12 protein-coding genes are annotated in these 18,838 nt (G+C 68.0%); 6 read left to right on the forward strand and 6 right to left on the reverse strand.

Going from position 1 to position 18,838, the window contains the following annotated elements; all coding sequences use genetic code 11:
* The 5 genes from NRB20_RS18305 to NRB20_RS18325 form a co-directional block, all read right to left on the reverse strand.
* Positions 1–1,443, reverse strand: a complete 1,443-nt coding sequence (locus tag NRB20_RS18305; protein WP_153411345.1) for an NCS2 family permease — start codon at positions 1,441–1,443, stop codon at positions 1–3.
* An 84-nt stretch (positions 1,444–1,527) separates the two neighbouring features.
* Complete coding sequence (locus tag NRB20_RS18310; protein ID WP_194289913.1) at positions 1,528–3,852, reverse strand: molybdopterin cofactor-binding domain-containing protein; 2,325 nt, start codon at positions 3,850–3,852, stop codon at positions 1,528–1,530.
* Positions 3,849–5,243, reverse strand: a complete 1,395-nt coding sequence (locus tag NRB20_RS18315; RefSeq protein ID WP_153411346.1) for an 8-oxoguanine deaminase — start codon at positions 5,241–5,243, stop codon at positions 3,849–3,851. Before NRB20_RS18315 ends, NRB20_RS18310 begins: the two co-directional genes overlap by 4 nt.
* Positions 5,240–5,731 carry a (2Fe-2S)-binding protein gene (locus NRB20_RS18320; protein WP_319945071.1) on the reverse strand — a complete coding sequence of 164 codons (492 nt, stop codon included), beginning with the start codon at positions 5,729–5,731 and terminating at the stop codon, positions 5,240–5,242. The genes NRB20_RS18315 and NRB20_RS18320 overlap by 4 nt, the downstream gene beginning before the upstream one ends.
* Before the next feature lie 73 nt (positions 5,732–5,804).
* Positions 5,805–6,704 carry an FAD binding domain-containing protein gene (locus NRB20_RS18325; RefSeq protein ID WP_319945072.1) on the reverse strand — a complete coding sequence of 300 codons (900 nt, stop codon included), beginning with the start codon at positions 6,702–6,704 and terminating at the stop codon, positions 5,805–5,807.
* 220 nt (positions 6,705–6,924) lie between these two features.
* Between NRB20_RS18325 and NRB20_RS18330 the strand changes: the two genes are divergently transcribed.
* From NRB20_RS18330 to NRB20_RS18355, 6 genes are all read left to right on the forward strand, one after another.
* Complete coding sequence (locus NRB20_RS18330) at positions 6,925–8,424, forward strand: PucR family transcriptional regulator (protein WP_153411349.1); 1,500 nt, start codon at positions 6,925–6,927, stop codon at positions 8,422–8,424.
* A 25-nt stretch (positions 8,425–8,449) separates the two neighbouring features.
* Positions 8,450–9,640: a PucR family transcriptional regulator gene (locus NRB20_RS18335; RefSeq protein WP_153411350.1), complete on the forward strand. Its 1,191-nt coding sequence runs from the start codon at positions 8,450–8,452 to the stop codon at positions 9,638–9,640.
* 155 nt (positions 9,641–9,795) lie between these two features.
* On the forward strand, positions 9,796–11,274 hold the full coding sequence (gene lpdA / locus NRB20_RS18340) for a dihydrolipoyl dehydrogenase (protein WP_319945073.1): 1,479 nt from the start codon (positions 9,796–9,798) through the stop codon (positions 11,272–11,274).
* A 48-nt stretch (positions 11,275–11,322) separates the two neighbouring features.
* Positions 11,323–12,576 carry a pyruvate dehydrogenase (acetyl-transferring) E1 component subunit alpha gene (gene pdhA, locus NRB20_RS18345; RefSeq protein WP_319945074.1) on the forward strand — a complete coding sequence of 418 codons (1,254 nt, stop codon included), beginning with the start codon at positions 11,323–11,325 and terminating at the stop codon, positions 12,574–12,576.
* 77 nt (positions 12,577–12,653) lie between these two features.
* Complete coding sequence (locus NRB20_RS18350; protein WP_319945114.1) at positions 12,654–13,640, forward strand: alpha-ketoacid dehydrogenase subunit beta; 987 nt, start codon at positions 12,654–12,656, stop codon at positions 13,638–13,640.
* Positions 13,641–13,653: 13 nt separating this feature from the next.
* Positions 13,654–14,934 (forward strand): dihydrolipoamide acetyltransferase family protein, encoded by a 1,281-nt coding sequence (locus NRB20_RS18355; protein WP_194289914.1) that lies wholly within the window; start codon positions 13,654–13,656, stop codon positions 14,932–14,934.
* A 266-nt stretch (positions 14,935–15,200) separates the two neighbouring features.
* Here NRB20_RS18355 and car read toward each other — a convergent pair whose 3' ends face one another.
* Positions 15,201–18,701: a carboxylic acid reductase gene (gene car, locus NRB20_RS18360; protein WP_153411354.1), complete on the reverse strand. Its 3,501-nt coding sequence runs from the start codon at positions 18,699–18,701 to the stop codon at positions 15,201–15,203.
* Positions 18,702–18,838 lie beyond the last annotated feature (137 nt).

Below are 18,838 nucleotides of genomic sequence, written 5' to 3' on the forward strand. Positions count from 1 at the left end.
TCAGAACCCTCTCAACAGAACTTCGATACCGGAGACGGCGAAGTAACAGGCGAAGACCGCGCTCACCACCCAGACCAGCCAATGGATTTCGCGGAAGCGACCCCGCGCGGCCTTGATCACCGTGTACGAGATCAGGCCCGCACCAACACCATTGGTGATCGAATAGGTGAACGGCATCGCGACGATGGTCAGGAAGGCCGGTACCGCGACCTCCATATCGGCCCAGTCGATCTTGCGTGCCTGCGTCATCATCAACGCCCCGACCAGCACCAGCGCGGGCGCGGCCGCCTGAATCGGCACCACCCCGGCGATCGGGGTGAAAAAGATTGCCAGACAGAACAATCCGCCACTCACCAGGCTGGTCAGACCGGTGCGCGCACCCTCACCGACACCGGTCGCGGACTCCACGTAGACGGTACTGCCCGCACCGCCGCTCGCGCCGCCGATGATCTGGGCGAGGCCGTCCACGGTCAGCACCCGGCCCAGTGCGGGCATGGCGCCCTGGGCATCCAGCAACCCGGCCTCGTCGCAGACCCCGAAAACCGTTCCCATGGCGTCGAAGAAGCCGGTGAGCACCAGGGTGAACAGGACGACGCCCGCGGTCAGCGCACCGGCTCGGGCGAAACCGCCGAACGGGTCGACGTGCAGCATCAGGCCGAAATCCGGCACGGCGAACAAGCGCGACGGCATCTTCGGCACCACGGTCCCCCACGACGCAGGCGCGATCGTGGCGACCGCGTTGATCACCACGGCCAGTACCGTGGCGGCCGCGATACTGATCAGGATCGCACCGGGCACCTTGCGGATGTAGAGCGCGATCATCAGCAGCAGTCCGACCCCGAACACCACCACGGGCCAGCCCTGGAGGTGCCCGTCGGGACCGAGGCTCACCGGCGGCCCCGAGGCCGAACCGTGCCCGACCACACCGGCCGAGACCAGGCCGATCATCGCGATGAACATGCCGATCCCGACGCCGATCGCGTTCTTCAACGCCAGCGGGATCGCGTTGATGATCATGGTGCGCAGCCCGGTCGCGGCCAGGATCACGATGATCACACCCATCAGCAGCACCAGGCCCATGGTCTGCGGCCAGGTCATGTGCGGCGCGGCCTGGAAAGCGACCACCGGCACCACGCCCAGGCCGGCGGCCAGCGCCAGCGGGACGTTCCCCACCAGGCCCATCAACACCGTGGACAATCCGGCGGAAAATGCTGTGGCCGTGGTGAGTTGGGCGATGCTCAGATGCTTTCCGTCGATATCGGTGGCGCCGCCGAGTATCAGCGGCACCAGCAGGATCACGTAGGCCATCGCCACGAATGTGGTGATGCCGCCGCGGATTTCACGGGTCACGGTGCTGCCGCGCGCACCCAACCGGAAGATCCGGTCGAGTACCGATCGCGCGGCGATGGCAGCGGGAGAAGTACGGGTCTGTACCTCGGTCATGGCGTGCCCTCCTCGGGCCTGAACGAATACGCCGACCTCCGGTCCGGCCGTCATCGGACCTGTAGTTCGGAATGCGGTTGTGGGTCAACAGCTTCGAAGAATGTCCTCGGGACGGACCGGAACCCGGATCAGGTTCCCCGTCCCGCCCGCTGTCCGGCAGGCATCGCGAATCGCCGAGACGACCGCGGGGGTGGACGAGAGAGTGGGTGGCTCACCCGCGCCGCGCAACCCGTAGGGGGCGTGCGGGTCGGGGTTCTCCAGAATGGCCAATCCCTGTGTGGGAGTGTCCAGAATCGTGGGAATGAGATAGTCGGTGAACGAGGGATTGCGCACCTTTCCGTTGGTTACCCGGATTTCCTCCATGACCGCCAGACCCAGACCCTGTACGGATCCGCCGTGGATCTGACCTTCCAGCGACAGCCGGTTCATGATCCGGCCGACATCCTGAACCGCGTCCAGCGCAACGACTTTCACCAACCCGAGTTCGGTGTCCACGTCGACCACAGCGCGATGCACACAGACGGCCAGCTGGGTGTGGCTGTTGCCCTGTCCGGTCAGCGGATCCATACCGGTGGTGGGCCGGTGATGGTATTCGCGGGTCTCTTCGACGAACCCCTCATCGAGTACGTCGACCAGCGCCGCGAGTACCTCACCGGTCGCGGCGACGATCTTGCCGCCCACCAGCGCCGCCGCACCGGAAATACCCTGGGCCGCGGCCATTTCCAGCACTCGGGCGCGAACCGCCTCACAGGCGGTCTTCACCGCGCCACCGGTCATGTAGGTCTGACGCGAGGCCGAGGACGATCCCGAATCCCCGACCGCGTTGTCGGCCGGAGCGATGGTGACCTGCTCGACGCCCAGTTCCGTGCGGGCGATCTGCGCCTCCACCGTGACCAGGCCCTGACCCACCTCGGCGGCGGCCGTGTGCACCAGCGCGACCGGTTCTCCCGCAATGACTTCCAGCCGCACCCGTGCGGTGGACAGGTCGTCGTAACCTTCGGAGAAGCAGATGTTCTTGATGCCCACGCCGTAGCCGATACCGCGGACCACACCCTCGCCGTGTGTGGTCTGTGAGGCGCCGCCGGGCAGGTTTCGGATATCCGAGAAGTCCGAATCCTGGGGCAGCGGCATATCTTTCAGCTGTTCCAGCATCTGTGCCAGCGGGGTCGGCGCGTGCAGCACCTGCCCGGTGGCGAGGGTGGAACCCTGGGAGACGGCGTTGATCTGCCGCACGCGTACCCGGTCCATGCCGAGCGCGTCGGCGAGCTTGTCCATCATCGATTCGTGCGCGAAACAGGCTTGTACCGCGCCGAATCCGCGCATCGCACCGCACGGCGGGTTGTTGGTGTAGACGCCGTAGGCGTCGACCTCGAGATGCGGGAATTCGTAGGGGCCCAGGGCAAGTGAGGATGCGTTGCCGGTGACGTTCAATGTCGCGGAGGTGTACGCCCCGCCGTCGAGAACGATCCGCACCTTCGCATAGGTGAGCTTGCCCGCGCGGGTCGCGCCGTACTCGTACCAGAGGTGCGCGGGATGCCGATGGACGTGGCCGAAGAAGGATTCCTCGCGGTTGTACACCATCTTGACCGGCCTGCCCGTGCGCATCGCGAGCATACCGGCGTGGATCTGCATCGACAGGTCCTCGCGACCGCCGAACGCGCCGCCGATCCCGGCCATGGTCATCCGGATCCGGTCCTCCGGCAGGCCCAGGCACGGGCCGATCTGGGACAGGTCGTTGTGCATCCACTGGGTGGCGACGTAGAACTCGAGCCGGCCGTCGTCGGCGGGGACGACCAGGCCCGATTCGGGTCCGAGAAATGCCTGATCCTGGATGCCGACCTCGTATTTCTCCGAGATCACCACATCGGCCAGCGCGCGCCCGACCGCGATGTCGCCGACCCGGACCGGCTGGTGCCGCGCGATGCCGCCGCGCTCCTGCACCCGATGCGCCTCCGGATCATCCACCACCGCAACGGGATCCGTGATCGGCTCGAGCACCTCCCACTCGATATCGATCAATGCCATGGCGCGGCGGGCGATCTCGGGATGATCGGCGGCGACCAGCGCGATCGGCTCGCCGTGGTGGCGGACCTCGTCGATGGCCAGGACGGGCTGGTCCCAGGTGTGGTCCAGGCCGTACATCTTGCGGCCGGGCACGTCGTGGTGCGTGAGCACGGCGTGCACGCCCGGTAGCGCCAGCGCGGCGGCGGTGTCCAGACGCAGGATGCGGGCGCGCGGGTGCGGGCTGCGCAGGGTCGTACCCCACAGCATGCCGTCGATCCACAGATCCGAGGCATAGGCGAACTCGCCCTTGACCTTCAGGGTTCCGTCGGGGCGCAGCGGGCTGCCGCCGACACCGGCGTTGCCGGGGGCGGCGACGTCGGCGGGGAAGCGGGTGGCGCGGGTCATCGGGACTCCTCACTCAGCAACCGTTCGCGAGCCGATGCCCCGGCGGCGGCGATGACATCCTGTGGGACGGTAGGTAATTCGTCGTTCTCGACCACTGTCCGTCCGCCCACCAGCAGGCGGGCCAGCGGCGGTGTGGGACCGAATACCAACGCGCACACCGGATCGATGACGGCCGAACGGAATCCGTCGACCCGCCAGATCGCGATATCGGCCAGTTTGCCCGGTTCCAGACTGCCGATCTCGGTGTGACGACCCAGATTCCGGGCTCCGCCCAGCGTGCCGATCTCCAGTGCCTGCCGCGCGGTCAGGGCCGTCGGTCCGTGCACCGCGCGCTGAAACAGCATGGCCTGCCGCATTTCTCCGGCCATCGAGGTCAGTTCCGACGAAGCGGCCCCGTCCACCCCCAGCCCGACCGGCGCACCTGCGGCCAGCAGATCCCGCACGCGGGCGATACCCGCGCCGAGCCGGGCATTGGAGCTCGGGCAGTGCGCGGTGCCGGAACCGGTCTCCGCGAAACGTCGAATATCGTTGTCGTGCAGGTGAACCGCGTGGGCGAACCAGACGTCCGGGCCCAGCCAGCCGAGCTGTTCCATGTATTCGACCGGGGTGCAGCCCATCTGTTCGCGGCAGTGCTGTTCCTCATCCAGCGTCTCGGCCAGATGGGTGTGCAGGCGAACGCCCTTGTCGCGGGCCAGAATCGCGGATTCCCGCATGAGCGTCTCGGTCACCGAGAAGGGCGAACAGGGTGCGACGGCCACCCGCAGCATCGAATCGAAGGACGGGTCGTGGTACTTGTCGATGGTCGCGGCGGTGTCGTCCAGGATGCGATCGATCGTCTCCACCACCTCGTCCGGGGGCAGACCGCCCGCGGACCGGCCGCGGTCCATCGAACCCCGGCAGGGATGGAATCGCAGACCCACCTCGGCCGCCGCGCGCACCTCGGCCTCGAACAGATCCCCACGGCCCGAAGGGAATACGTAGTGGTGATCGGTGGAGGTGGTGGTGCCGCCCAGGGCCAGCCAGCCCAGTCCCGCCGCGGCCGCGCCGTAGGTGATGTCGGCGTCGATGTGCGCCCAGGTGCGGTACAGCCCGGTCAGCCATTCGAACAAGGTCGCGTCCTGGAACATCCCCTGGGTGGCCCACTGGTACAGGTGATGATGGGTGTTCACCAGCCCCGGAGTGACCAGACAGCCTGTGGCGTCGATACGTTCGGCGTTCTCGGCCAGCGGCGCGGGGCCGCTGCCGAGCGCGGTGATCCGCCCGTTCTCGACCGTCAGGTATCCATTCGCGATCTCCGCGCCGACAACCGGTGCGAGATAAGCGTTTTCGATGATGATCCGGCGGCCCGCAGACAGGTGTGCCGCCGGATCAGCTTGCGCTACTCTACTCATCGCGTCGCGGCCTTTCGCCGGGCGGCCACCCGGACCGCGTCGAGGATCTTCTCGTAACCCGTACAGCGGCACAGGTTTCCGGCCAGCGCCTCACGTATCTCGGCATCGGTCGGCTCCGGATTCCGCTCGATCAGGTCGTGCGCCTGCACGATCAGGCCCGGCGTGCAGAATCCGCATTGCACCGCACCGGATTCCACGAATGCCCGTTGCACCGGGTCGAGTCGGTCGGCGGCGGCCAGACCCTCGACCGTACGCACCGAACGTCCGTGCGCCTGCCCGGCCGCGACCAGGCAGGAACAGGCCGGAACGCCGTCCAGATAGACTGTGCAGGAACCACATTCGCCTTGTTCGCAGGCGTTCTTGGAACCCGGCAACCCCATCCGCTCGCGCAACATGTAGAGCAGGCTCTCCCCCTCCCAGACCTCGTCCACGGTCTGCTGCACACCGTTGACCCGCACACTCACCCGCATCTGATCGACCTCCAGCACGTCGTCGGCACGGCGGTTTCCGCGTGCCGGTGGGTATATTCACGTCGACCCCCACGCGACGACTCCACTCGCATCAGGCCGCCCGCCGGTCTTCGACCAGATCGTTCCAGGCCCAGGCGAGGGTGCGGCGCGCCATGACGGACAGCGCGTGCGTCCGATAATCGGCGGTGCCGCGCACATCGTCGATGGGTTTCGCCGCGGCCGCGACCAACGCGCCGAATTCACGGGTGAGCGTCTCGGACAGCGGGACCGGATCGCCCCAGGGCAGTTCCTGGGCGAGGAATTCCTCGGCCGCCCGGGCCCGCAGCGGCGTGGGCCCCGAGGAACCGATTCCCGTTCCCGCCGAACGTGTTCCGGGACGTAATGCGATCGCGAAGGAACACACCGCGATCACCATGGCATTGCGCGTGCCCACCTTCGAGAAATACTGCGGACCGGAATCGGGTTCGAGCCGGATCGCGCGAATCAATTCATCGGGTTCGAGGGAATTCTTCTTGACCCACACGTAGAAATCGTCGATCGGGATCATCCGGGCACCGCGCGCGGCCGATTCGACCTCGATCACCGCATTCGCGGCGAGCAGCGTGGGATGGCTGTCCCCGGCCGGCGACGCGGCGCCGAGATTACCGCCGACGGACCCGCGATTGCGGATCTGCGGCGACCCCACCGTGCGGGCCGCCTGCGCCAGTCCGGGCACCCGTGTGCCCAGCTCACGGATGATCCGCACGTACGGAACACCGGACCCGACACGCAGTCGACCGTCGATTTCCTCGATATGCCGCAATTCGGCACACGGATTCAGATCCAGCAGTGCGGCCGGACGCCCCTTGTCGAAATTCAATTCGACCATCACATCCGTGCCGCCCTGAATCGGGAGCGCGTCGGGAAAGGCGGCCCGCAATTCGAGTGCCTCGGCCCAATTCCCGGGTCGCAGGAATTCCATCATATCCCCCCGGAATTTCCGGGTGCGCACCGCTGCACCGTCATCTGACCTCCATCGCGTGAAAACGTGTGCTGTCAGTACACCCGCCCGGGCCATCGCCGGGCCACGACCGGAACTCCGAACTGTGCGGCGCTTCGCAAGGGGTCGTTCGTACTTATCTCCAAAGGCGATGACGGCCGCGTTACGGCGAGGTCACCAGTGCCGCCGAACCGGCGACAACCGGGCACGACGGCTGTTAGCGTCCGGAATCATGCGTCTACGTTCCCTGCTCGCCATGACGGATCTGGGGCTCGAACTCGTCACGGGGGAAGAGGAGCTCGACCGGTTCGTGCGCTGGGTCGTCACCCAGGATCTGCCCGATCCCAGCCGCTACCTGTCGGGCGGTGAACTGGTGCTGACCGGTATGCAGTGGCACAGCGGGCCGCAGGACAGCGAGACCTTCGTCGCGGCGCTGGCCCGCTCCAAAGCCGCGGCGCTGGCCACCGGCGACGCCCGTTACGGGGCCCCGCCCGAGGATGTGGTGCGGGCGTGTCGCAAGTACCGGATTCCGCTGTTCCGGGTGGATGAGCGAGTGGCGTTCGCGACCGTCACCGAGCGGATCACCCGGATCCTGTCGACCGGTCGCGCGGCGGATCTGACCGCGATTCTGGACCGGCATCGGCAGCTCGTCGCCGGGACCGGCCTGGGTTCGGTGCTCGAGCTGATCGAACGCGATCTGGATATGCGCTGCTGGGTGATGACCACGACCGGCCGCGTCGTGGCCGGGCCGGATCAGCCGCCGCCCGCGCGGACGGTCACCGAATTCCTGTCCGCGCGGCGACTGCCGCATGTGGTGCGTACCGAACCGCGGCCGTATTCGCTGTTCGCGGTGGACGAATTCGGCACCTCCCGGGTCACGGACTGGCTGCTGGTCTTCGATTCGGACTGTTCGGACTGGCCCGAGCAGCGGCGCGCGCTGGCCGGGGAACTCGCGGCGATCGTCTCCCTCGAACGAGTGCGCGGCGACGACCGGCAGCGCGCCGAGGGGCGGCTGGCCGAGGAACTGGTGCAGTTGATCGTCTCCGATGCCAAACCGGCCGAGATCATCTCGCGGTTGGAGCTGACCGGGCTCGGGGTGACCGACAGCTACGTCGCGGTGGCCGCGGCGGCCGAGGATGTGCTGCGGCCCAGGGAGTTACGAGCTCTGCTGCGCGAAATCCTCTACGGCAGAACACCTGCGACCGGTCTGGTGGACGGCGAGGCGATCGCGCTGATTCCCGCCGACGACACCGCGTTCGCCGAGATCGGTTCCGCGCTGGGCACTCTGGAACCGGGTCTGGGTGAGGTGCGGCTGTCGGTCGGAGTCAGCGGGATCGTCGACGGCGAGGGTTTGCGCGGTGCGGTCGAGGAGGCCCGGTACGCCCGGCGGATGGCCGCCGGACGCGACCGCGCGAGCGCCCTGGTCGGCCACGACGAACTGGCCACCCACATGATGCTGCTGGCCGGCGTCCCGGACGAGGTGCGCCGCATGTTCCGGCTGCGGCTGCTGGACCCGCTGACCAGCTACGACCAGGACAACGGCGCGGATCTCGCGCACACCCTGCGGGTGTTCCTGCAGACCAACGGCTCGTGGACGCGCAGCGCCGAACTCCTGCATCTGCACGTCAATACGCTGCGCTATCGCATCGCCCGGATCGAGGAATTGACCGGCCGCGACCTGTCCCGGCTCGAGGACCGGGTCGATTTCTTCCTGGCACTCGCGCTGAGCTGAGCCGATCCGGCGTACCGTGCTGGCCATGGCATCGCCGCAACCTGCCCTTTCGACTCCCGGGACCCGCACCCTGGCCCAGGCGTGCCGGGCCGAGATCCCGGCGATGACACGGCGGCTGCTCGCGGCGATCTTCACCGACAACCCCGAATGGACCGACTACACCTCGGTGCCGCGCGCGGACCTGCGCGAGGGCTGCCGCCGCTATCTGACCCGGATCCTGGACCTGCTCGACGGCGCGAGCGGCGACCCGGAGACCGACGATGTGGCCGCGGCGATCGGACGGCATCGCGCCGAACAGGGGGTGCCGATGGAGGCGATGCTGCGCACCTTCCGACTGGGTGGCGGCATCGTCTGGGAGGCCCTGCTGGACAAGGCGGGAAGTGTTGGGCCGCAGGAGATCCGGGAGTCCGGCACGGCGATGTGGGCGGTGGTGGACGGACTGTCCTCGGCGCTGGTGACCTCCTATCGCAATACCGAACTCGAACAGGTGCGGCGGGACGAGCGGCGGCGGCACGCGCTGATCGAGGATCTGCTCTCGGGCCGGGCGCACGATGCCGCCTTCGCCGCCCGCGCCGCGCGGGAGCTGAATCTGCCTGCGCAGGGGGCATATCTGGTGGTCGCGGCGCGCGGGGCCGGACGACCGCTGCGGGCGGGCACCGAAACGGCGCTGGCGGCCTCGGGTATCCGATCGGTGTGGCACGACCGGGTGGACACCACCATCGGGATCGTCTCCCTCGAACATCGCACCGATGAGGTTGTGCTGCAACAGCTTCGGCCGCAGGTGCGGGGACGGGCCGGGGCCTCGCCCGCGGTCCCCGGACTCGCCCAGGTGGATTCCGCGCACGCGCTGGCGCTCATCGCGCTCCAGACATTGCCCGGCGGCGCAACGGGTTTGGTGTCGCTCGAGCAGCGCTATCCCGAGGCGCTGCTGGTCCGCTCCCCCGACCTGACCGATCTGCTGCTCACCCACACCCTCGGCCCGGTGCTGGAACTGCCCGACAAGGAACGCGACATCCTGCTGCGGACCCTGTCGATCTGGTTGGCGGAGAACCGTTCCGCCGCCAATGCCGCGCCGCGACTGCACTGTCACCGCAACACCGTGATCAACCGTTTGCAACGGATCTCCGGGCTGCTCGGGCGGCCGCTCGAGGATCAGCGTGCAGCGTTCGAGCTTTCGCTCGCGCTCGCCGCGCTCGGGCTGAACGACCCCCGGTAACGCTCACCACGATTGGGCGCTGCGCCCAATTCTGATGCGCGATTCCTGGGCTTGCGGTGCATTGTTTGTGCTGCGAGTGGCGACGACACTCGACGGGGATGACTCGCGCCACATCCGGGTGCGGTCGTATTCGTTCGAGACGAGGAGCACCACGAGTGCCGGAATTCGATCTGCTGGTGATCGGTGGCGGTCCGGGTGGCTATGTGGCCGCCATCCGGGCGGCGCAGCGCGGCCTGAATGTCGGGCTGGTGGAGAAGGAGCGACCCGGCGGGGTCTGTCTGAACTGGGGTTGCATCCCCACCAAGGCCATGTTGCGGTCCGCCGAGGTGTTCCAGACCGTCAGTGCCGCAGCCGATTTCGGCGTGTATGCCGATGACGTCCGGTTCGACTTCGCCGCGGTGCGGCAGCGCAAGGACGGGATCGTCAAGGAGCTCACCGACGGTGTCGCCGGGCTGCTGAAAGCCAACGGGGTCACCGTGATCGAGGGTCACGCGCGGTTCACCGGGGCGACCACGGTGCAGGTCTTCGAGGCCGGTGGCTCGCCGATCTTCCCCGGTGGCCCGCGCTATGCGGCCGCCCCGGGCGCGGCGGCGGTCCGGGAGATCAGCGCGACGGATGTCATCGTCGCGACCGGTTCGGTGCCCGCGGTGCTGCCGGCGCCGGGCGCGGATCTGCCCGGGGTGATCACCTCGGACGGCGCGTTCGGATTGACCGAGGTGCCCCGGCGGATCGTCGTGATCGGCGGTAGCGCGGTGGGTGCGGAATGGGCGAGCCTGTTCCACGCCTTCGGGGCCGAGGTGACCGTTGTGGAGATGCAGGATCGGCTGGTTCCGTTGGAGGACAGTGCGATCGGGTCCGCGCTGGGTCGTTCGTTCGGCAAGCGCGGCATCACCGTGCTGACCGGATCCACGGTCACCGGGATCAGCGAGGCGGGTGACGCGCTGCGCGTCACGGTCGGCGGGCCGCAGGCGCGGGAGGTCGACGCGGATGTGGTGCTCGTCGGGGTGGGGCGTCGTCCCAATACCGCTGCGCTGGATCTGGACAGGGCCGGAATCGACACCGACGCACGGGGTTTCATCCCCGTCGACGATCAGATGCGCACCGGTGTGCCGCACGTCTACGCGATCGGTGACGTCACCGGCAAGGCGCTGCTCGCGCACGTCGCCTCGCATCAGGGGCTGACCGCCGCCGATGCCGTCGCCGGATACGAGACGCACATCGACTACGCGGTCATTCCGGCCGCCACCTTCACCCATCCGGAGATCGCGAGCGTCGGGCTGACCGAGGAGGCGGCGCGCGCGGCGGGACACGAGATCATCACCGCCTCCTTCCCGTTCGCGGCGCTGGGCCGGGCCAAGACCTTCGGCGAGACCGAGGGCATGCTGAAAATCGTTGCCGGACAGCGCCACAACGAGGTGCTCGGCGTGCACATCATCGGCCCGTCGGCCAGTGACCTGATCACCGAAGGCGCACTGGCGATCTCGATCGAGGCCACCCTGGACGAACTCGCGGGCACCATCCACGCCCACCCCACACTCGGCGAGATCGGTATGGAGGCGGCGCTGGCCGGACTCGGCCTGCCGGTCCACATCGCACCGCCGCGCAAGCGACGCGGAGGCGGCAGCGGGGCGTGACCACGCCTGAACCGACTGTGCCGCACCGAAATTCGAGGAGCACCACAAGTGACCACCACCACGCCGCGCAAATCCACCCGCAAGGCCACCCGGCCGGCCGACGGACGTCCGGCCACCGCCGCCAAATCCGTTCCGGCGCAGGATTCCGAGTCGGGTACCGACGAGACCGTCGCTGTCGCACCGGCCAAATCCACTCGCGCGAAGAAGACCACCGCGCCCGACGCCGCACTGGACGACCTCACGGCAGCCGAAGCCGCGACGCTCGAAAGCCGTATCACCGCAACCGATCCCGTACTGCTGCGCGACCTGTATCGCGACATGCTGTTCGTGCGCCGCTTCGAGGAGCGCACCGCGCAGGCGTATCAGCAGGCCCGGATCGGCGGCTACTGCCACCTGAATCTCGGTGAGGAGGCGACCGTCGTCGGGCTCGGCGCGGCCATGCGCCCGACCGACTACCTGTTCACCAACTACCGCGAGCACGGTTACGCGCTGGCCAAGGGCATCGAGCCGGGCCGGGTGATGGCCGAGTTGTACGGCCGCTCCACCGGCACCTCGAAGGGCTGGGGCGGGTCGATGCACATGTACGACACCGCGACCCGGCTGCTCGGCGGCTACGCGATCGTCGGCGGGCAGGTCCCGCTGGCCATCGGCGCGGCCCTGGCCATCGACTATCGCGGTGAGAACGACGTGGTGGTGTGCCAGATGGGCGAGGGCACAACGAATATCGGCGCGTTCCACGAATCGCTGAACATCGCGGCGCTGTGGCATCTGCCCGTGGTGTTCCTGGTGATCAACAACTACACCGGCATGGGCACCACGGTCGAGAAGTCCTCGGCCGAACCGGAGCTGTGGAAGCGGGCCGCGGCCTACCGGATGCGCGGCGAGCGCGTGGACGGCACCGACGTGCTCGCGGTCCGCGAGGCGGCAAGCGAACTCATCGAATCCGCACGGCGCGAAGGGAAACCGGCGTTGCTCGAGGCGGTCAGTCACCGGCTCAAGGGGCACTCGGTCGTCGATCCGGCCAAATACCGCAGCACCGAGGCGGTTTCGGAGGCGCGCGAGCACGACCCGATCACGCTCTGGCACGCCCGGCTGCTCGCGGCCGGTGTGCTCAGCGAGGAGTCGGCCGCCGCGATCGAGACCGAGGTGAGCGAAAAGGTCGCCGCTGCCGTGGAATTCGCCGAGTCGAGCCCGCATCCGGATCCGTCCAGCCTGTTCGACTACACGTACGCGACTCCCGTCCCCGGGGAACTGCGCCGCCTGCCCGCCGATCCGCTGTTCCCGGCCGATGTCCAGCGGTAACCGGGACCGGTTGGTCCGGGCGACTTCCCGCACATCGCGGTCCGACGTTCCTTTCGAAAGGTAATCCCTTGCCCGTCATCACATATCGCGAAGCGCTGCGCGAGACGCTGCGTCAGGAGATGCGTCGCGACGACGACGTCTTCCTGATCGGTGAGGAGATCGGCGTCTTCGAAGGCTCCTACAAGATCACCGCCGGGCTGCTGGCCGAATTCGGGGAGAAGCGGGTCCGCGACACTCCGATCGCCGAGGAGGGTTTCGTCGGTGCGGCCATCGGCGCGGCGATGCTGGGGCTGCGCCCGGTCGTGGAGATCATGACCATCAACTTCTCGCTGCTCGCGCTGGATCAGATCGTCAATCACGCGGCCAAGATCTACGGCATGTTCGGCGGACAGACCAACGTGCCCATGGTCATTCGCACGCCCGGCGGCGGCGGTCAGCAGCTCGGCGCGACACATTCGCAGAACATCGAGCTGTACTACGCGTTCGTCCCAGGTCTGAAGGTGGTCGCGCCCAGCACACCCGCCGACGCGGCCGCGCTGCTCAAGGCCGCGATCGAGGACGACGACCCGGTGCTGTTCCTGGAGAACCTCTCGCTCTACAACACCAAAGGTGAAGTGCCCGAGGATATTCCGCCCGCGCCGATCGGCAAGGCGGCGGTCACCCGGGAGGGCTCGGACATCACGTTGATCGGCTACTCCCGGATGGCCACGGTCTGCACCCAGGTCGCCGAACGCCTTGCCGCCGAGGGTATCTCGGCCGAGGTGATCGACCTGCGCAGCCTGCGTCCGCTGGACCGCGACACGCTGGTCGCGTCGGTCCGCAAGACCGGCTGCGCGGTGATCGGCGAGGACGACTGGCTCACCTACGGCATCGGCGCGGAGGTCGCGGCGTCGATCTCCGACGGGGCCTTCGACTATCTCGACGCGCCGGTACGCCGGGTGGCGATGGCCGAGGTGCCGCTGCCCTACGCCAAACCGCTCGAGCGGATCGCCCTGCCGTCCGCCGACTCGCTGTACACCGCCGCGGTGGAAACCCTTGCGGCCGTGGGCCGACGGCAGAGCTGAGAGGACCAGACATATGCCTGAGATCACCATGCCCCGGCTCTCGGACACCATGGAGGAGGGCGTCATCGCGTCCTGGCTCAAACAGGTGGGAGATCCGGTCGCGCGCGGCGAGGTCATCGCCGAGATCGAGACCGACAAGGCGCTGATGGAGCTGGAAGCCTACGACGACGGGGTGCTCGAACAGATCCTCGCCGACGCGGGAGCGCGGGTGCCGATCGGGGAACCGATCGCGCTCGTCGGAGACGGCAGCGGGGCCGCGCGCCTCACGAGCGCGGCGGCCGCGGAGGTTCCGGCCGGCGGTTCCGAGGTCGCTGCCGCTGCGTCCGGAACCGATACGCGCACGGCCGCAACGGAATCCGTGGCATCCGAGGTGGGTGCGACAGCTTCGAACACGTCCGACGGTCAGCGGCTCAAGTCCTCGCCGTTGGCGCGGAAGATCGCCCGCGAACGCGGCGTGGACCTCGCGACCGTCACCGGCACCGGACCGGGCGGACGCATCACCCGCCGTGATGTCGAATCTGCCTCGAGCACAACCGATTCGGGTACAACCGTCGCGCCGGAGGCCGAGGCGCCCACGACCGCACCGGTCGTGGCATCCGGCGACTACGACGAGATCCCGCTGACCCGCATCCAAGAGGTCTCGGCCGTCCGCCTCACCGAGAGCAAGCAGCAGGCCCCGCACATCTACCTGACCAGCGCGATCGACGTCACCGACCTGCTGGCCTTCCGGGTGCAGGTCAACGCGACGCTCGAATCCGCCGGTAAAGGGAAGGTAAGCGTCAACGATCTGCTGGTCAAGGCGGTCGCGGCCACCCTGCGCACGGATCCGTCGGTGAACGTCAGCTTCGCCGGTGACAAACTGTTGCGGCACAGGGGAATCCACCTCGGCATCGCGGTGGCGACCCCGGCCGGGCTGCTCGTGCCGGTGATCCGCGACGCGGACCGCAAGAGCGTTTCGGAGATCGCCGCCGAGAGCCGCGAGAAGGCCGAACGCGCCCGGGATCGCAAACTCCGCGCGGAGGAGATGTCCGGCGGCACGTTCACCATCTCGAACCTGGGCATGTTCGGCATCGAGCAGTTCACCGCGGTCATCAACCCGCCCGAATCGGCGATCCTGGCCGTGGGGGGTGCGAGTGATGAACTGCGACTGGATGATTCGGGTGCGGTGGTGTCCCGGAAGGTGCTGCGGGTCACCCTGTCCGCCGATCATCGGGCCATCGACGGGGCGGTCGCGGCGAAGTTCCTGCAGCAGTTCAAGGCGTTGCTGGAGAACCCGCTGCGGATCATCACCTAGCCCCGATCGACCGAGCGGTCCCGCGACCGTTCGGCCGTGCGGCGGCATCAGCGTGGCGGTCGCGGAGCCGGACTGTCCATCCAGGGCGGCAGGTCGGTTCGCGAATGATGCTGTGCCGGAGCCGGGTCCGACTTCACTGCGGCGACGATCTCGCCGCGGTGATTGTGGCGCGGGTGCCCCGTGACAAGCGGGGCACCCGCGCCGCTGTGTTCCGAAGCCACGGACACAGCAGCCCGCGCGTCGTTGAGCGGGTGGATCCTGTTGATCTACAGCAACTTCCGCAGTACCAGGTCGGTCGCGTACTTCTCGATCAACGCCCGGTCCAGGTGCGGGATGTCACGCTCGGGCCCCAACTCGGCGACCTGCACCGCGGCCTGGAACTTCTTGGCGGGCAAGGCCGCTCCGCGCATCGGCCGGCCGGGAGCCCGGTAGGCGTGCAGCAGCGGCAGCAGCGAATGCTGACGCTGGTCCTCGGGCAACGCGCGCACCGCGGTCTCGAACCGGCGGAACCATTCGCCGTAGTCCTCGATCCGCTCGATCGCGTGGCCCGCCTCGATCAGCCAGTCCACGAATTCGTCCAGCGAGATGCCGTCGTCGTGCGGATTGAGCACATCGAAGGTTTCGAAGCCCGCGCCGATCCGGGTGCCCAGTTCGGTGATCGCGAGCGCGGTGAAGTCGGCGGGGAGCCCGTCGTAGTGCGCACGCTGACGATTGCCCCGGGAGTCGGTGGCGTAGAAGGACTTCGGCGCGAGTCCGGTGGCCAGCAGGCTCAGCAGCAGCCGGGTGAACATGTCGGGGACGTTCAACTGCCCGGCGTAGTGCGTGTGCGCCAGGATCATGTCGGAGCGGAAGACCGCCACCGGCAGCCCGCACAACTCGTGTGCCTCGCGCAGCAGCACCTCCCCGGCCCATTTGCTGTTCCCGTAACCGTTGGCGTAGCCGTCGTCGATCGAACGCGTCGCGCTGACCTCGCGAATGTCACCGTCCTCGGTGAACACCTCCGGCGCGACCTGCCCGGCCACGGCCACCGTGGACAGGTAGGTCACCGGCTTGATCGTCGCGGTCAGCGCCAGGCGGATCACCTCGGCGGTGCCGACGACGTTAGGACCGAACAACTGTCCGTACGGCAGCACGTGGTTGACCAGGGCCGCGGGGTGCACGATCAGATCCACCGTCTCGGCGAGACGGTGCCAATCCTGTTCGCTCAGACCGAGATTCGGCTCACCGATATCGCCGGGCAGCACCTCGAGGGTGTGTTCGGCGAGCGTGTGGTAGCGGCCGACGAGTTCCGGATCGCCACTGTCGAAGACCTCGTCCAGCCGGGCACGCGCCGCGGCAGCATCGGTGCCGCGCACCACGCAGATCAACCGACCGCCCGAAAGGTGCAGCCGCTGTAGCCATTCCAGGCACAGGAACCGCCCGAGGTAGCCGTTCGCGCCGGTCAGCAACACCGTCGTGGGAGTCTGACCGGCACGCGGCAGGTTCGGGGCGGCATCGAGCGTCGCGGGATCGATGAACTTGTCCAGCGTGAGATCGGCTGCGCGGATGCGTGTTCCGGTGCCGTGCACCGTGGCGACGGTGGGCCGCTTGCCGCCGGAGGCACGTTCGGACTCGATGTAGCGGGCCAGCGCGGTCAGATCGGTGGCCGGGCCGACGATCACGCCGACCGGCACCTCGACGCCGAAGATCTCTTGCAGCAGTGTGGAATACGTCAGCGCCGAGAGCGAGTCACCGCCCAGATCGGTGAAGTGCACGTCCGGGCGGAGATCGGTGCTCGCACAGCCCAGCAACGCCCGCGCCGCCCGCCCGACCGTGTCGAGCACCGGCAGATCCGCGGCTTCGCGACGCAGCGCGGCCAACTCGTCGTCCTGTTCGCGCGCCAGATCGGTGTAGAGCTGTTCGAGCCGCTCGCCGTAACGCGCTTTGAGCTTGGGCCGCAACAGTTTTCCGACCCCCGACAGCAGCCCGTTGCCGACCGTGAACGGATCGGCCTCGAGCAGGACCGCACGCGGGATCTCGTAGGAGTTCAGCTGCTCCGCCCGGGCGACCCGCTGTAGCGATTCGGTGATCGACGCGGTCAAGGCAGCCGGATCAGTATGTGTGGCAAGGGATTCCGCTGTCGGCACGACCACCGCGAGCAGATACGCACGCTCACTGCTGCCGTAGATGTAGATCTGGTCGATCAGCGGAGCGGCCACGTAGACGGCCTCGAGCTTGGCTATGGTGACGAATTCACCCTGGGAGAGTTTGAGCACGTTGTTGCGCCGATCGACGTACACCAGATGATCGGGCCCGTGCTCGGCCATGATGTCGCCGGTGCGGTAGAAGCCGTCGGCGTCGAAGATCTCCGTGTTCAGATCCGGACGCTTGTAGTAGCCTGGAATGAGCGTCTCGGCCTTGACCAGCAATTCCCCACGCGGATAAGGCTTGTCGGTGCCGAAGTACCCCAGCTCCGGGACATCGATCAGCTTGTAGTCGGTGACCGGCGGCCGCAGCACCAGATTGTTCACCATGATGCCGCCCGCGGATTCGGTCGACCCGTAGCCGTCGATCAACTCGAATCCCAGCACCGAGGCCATGAATTCGTGCAACTGCGCCGACAGCGGCGCGCTGCCGGTGATCGCCATGATGAACCGCCCGCCCAGCACCCCGTCGCGCAGTTCGACTTTCACCTCCCGCTCCACGATCTCCGGCACTCCCCCGGCGGCCACCCGACGGTCGACCTCACCGCGAAAACGCTGGAACAGCATGTCGCACACCCGCGGAACGAAGAACACGAACGTCGGCCGCGCCAACGCCAGATCGTCGAACAACGTGGACATATCGCTGCGGGCCGCGAAATACACGGTGCCGCCGCGCCCCAGACAGGACAGCAGCGAGCCGCGTCCGGCGACGTGACTCATCGGCATGAAGCTGAACCCGATCGAGGGCAGCGGCCGTTCCACCCCGTTGCGCCACAGCCGCGCCACCATCCGCTCGGGATACATTGCGCCCTTGGGGGTTCCGGTGCTGCCCGAGGTGTAGACGAGCAGTGCCGGCGCGTCGTCGCCGGCACCGGTGTGCAGTGGCGCCGCGGGCAGCTCGCCGCCCCGCGCGATGACCTCCGCGAGCGTCCGCACCGCCACCGGACGTTCGGCCAGGCGCGCACGCGCGGAGTCGACCGCGGCGCGGTGGTCGTCGTCCTGCGGATGATGATCGAAGACGACCAGCGTGCTCACCGATCCGGTGGCCAACGCGAGATCCACTGCGGTATCGAGCTGTTCGACGCTCGCGGCCAGTACGCGCGGCTCGGTCTCGGCGACGATCGGAATCAGCTGCGCCGCGGACCCACCGGCCTGCAACGGCACCGCGACCGTGCCCAGTGCGGTACACGCCAGATCCAGCACCGCGTAGTCGGTACTGGTGAATCCGAGGGTGGCGACGAAATCACCTGCGCGAACCGGTGCTTCGGCATCGTGATACCACGATGCGGCAACGGCGGTGACGCGCCGCCACAGCTCACCGTAGGTGATCGTGTCGTAGCGCGGCAGCAACCGTCCCCGGGTACGACCGGTCTCGTCGGTGACGAACTCCCGCGCCCGCATACCCAGCGCCGGACGGTCGGCGTACCCCCGGGCAAGTTCCGAAATACCTTGTGCCAGAGGAATATCCACACGAGCCATCGCCGCGCCGACCGCGGCATCCGGGATCGCCGCACGAAGCTGCGGATCGCGGGCCACCAACTCCGTCATGCGCCGGACCAGTTCCTGACGCGCCACCTCGTCCATTTCCCGACCTCCTCGACTTCGTCCAGCAGCCCCGCAACCCTCAACCCCGGCAATACATGTATTCGACAATTAGTTTCCTATGACAAACATCCCAGACCCGCGGCCCGCCGATGTCAAGCCCGCGACCACCCCCGACG

The organism is Nocardia macrotermitis (genome assembly GCF_009604405.1).
Taxonomy (GTDB): domain Bacteria; phylum Actinomycetota; class Actinomycetes; order Mycobacteriales; family Mycobacteriaceae; genus Nocardia; species Nocardia macrotermitis.

What these genes read in the sequence shown, in the direction of transcription:
- NRB20_RS18315 (WP_153411346.1), bottom strand. Translation starts at nt 5,243, where the DNA reads ATGAGTAGAGTAGCGCAAGCTGATCCGGCGGCACACCTGTCTGCGGGC.
- NRB20_RS18335 (WP_153411350.1), top strand. Translation starts at nt 8,450, where the DNA reads ATGGCATCGCCGCAACCTGCCCTTTCGACTCCCGGGACCCGCACCCTG.
- NRB20_RS18305 (WP_153411345.1), bottom strand. Translation starts at nt 1,443, where the DNA reads ATGACCGAGGTACAGACCCGTACTTCTCCCGCTGCCATCGCCGCGCGA.
- NRB20_RS18355 (WP_194289914.1), top strand. Translation starts at nt 13,654, where the DNA reads ATGCCTGAGATCACCATGCCCCGGCTCTCGGACACCATGGAGGAGGGC.
- NRB20_RS18330 (WP_153411349.1), top strand. Translation starts at nt 6,925, where the DNA reads ATGCGTCTACGTTCCCTGCTCGCCATGACGGATCTGGGGCTCGAACTC.
- NRB20_RS18310 (WP_194289913.1), bottom strand. Translation starts at nt 3,852, where the DNA reads ATGACCCGCGCCACCCGCTTCCCCGCCGACGTCGCCGCCCCCGGCAAC.
- car (WP_153411354.1), bottom strand. Translation starts at nt 18,701, where the DNA reads ATGGACGAGGTGGCGCGTCAGGAACTGGTCCGGCGCATGACGGAGTTG.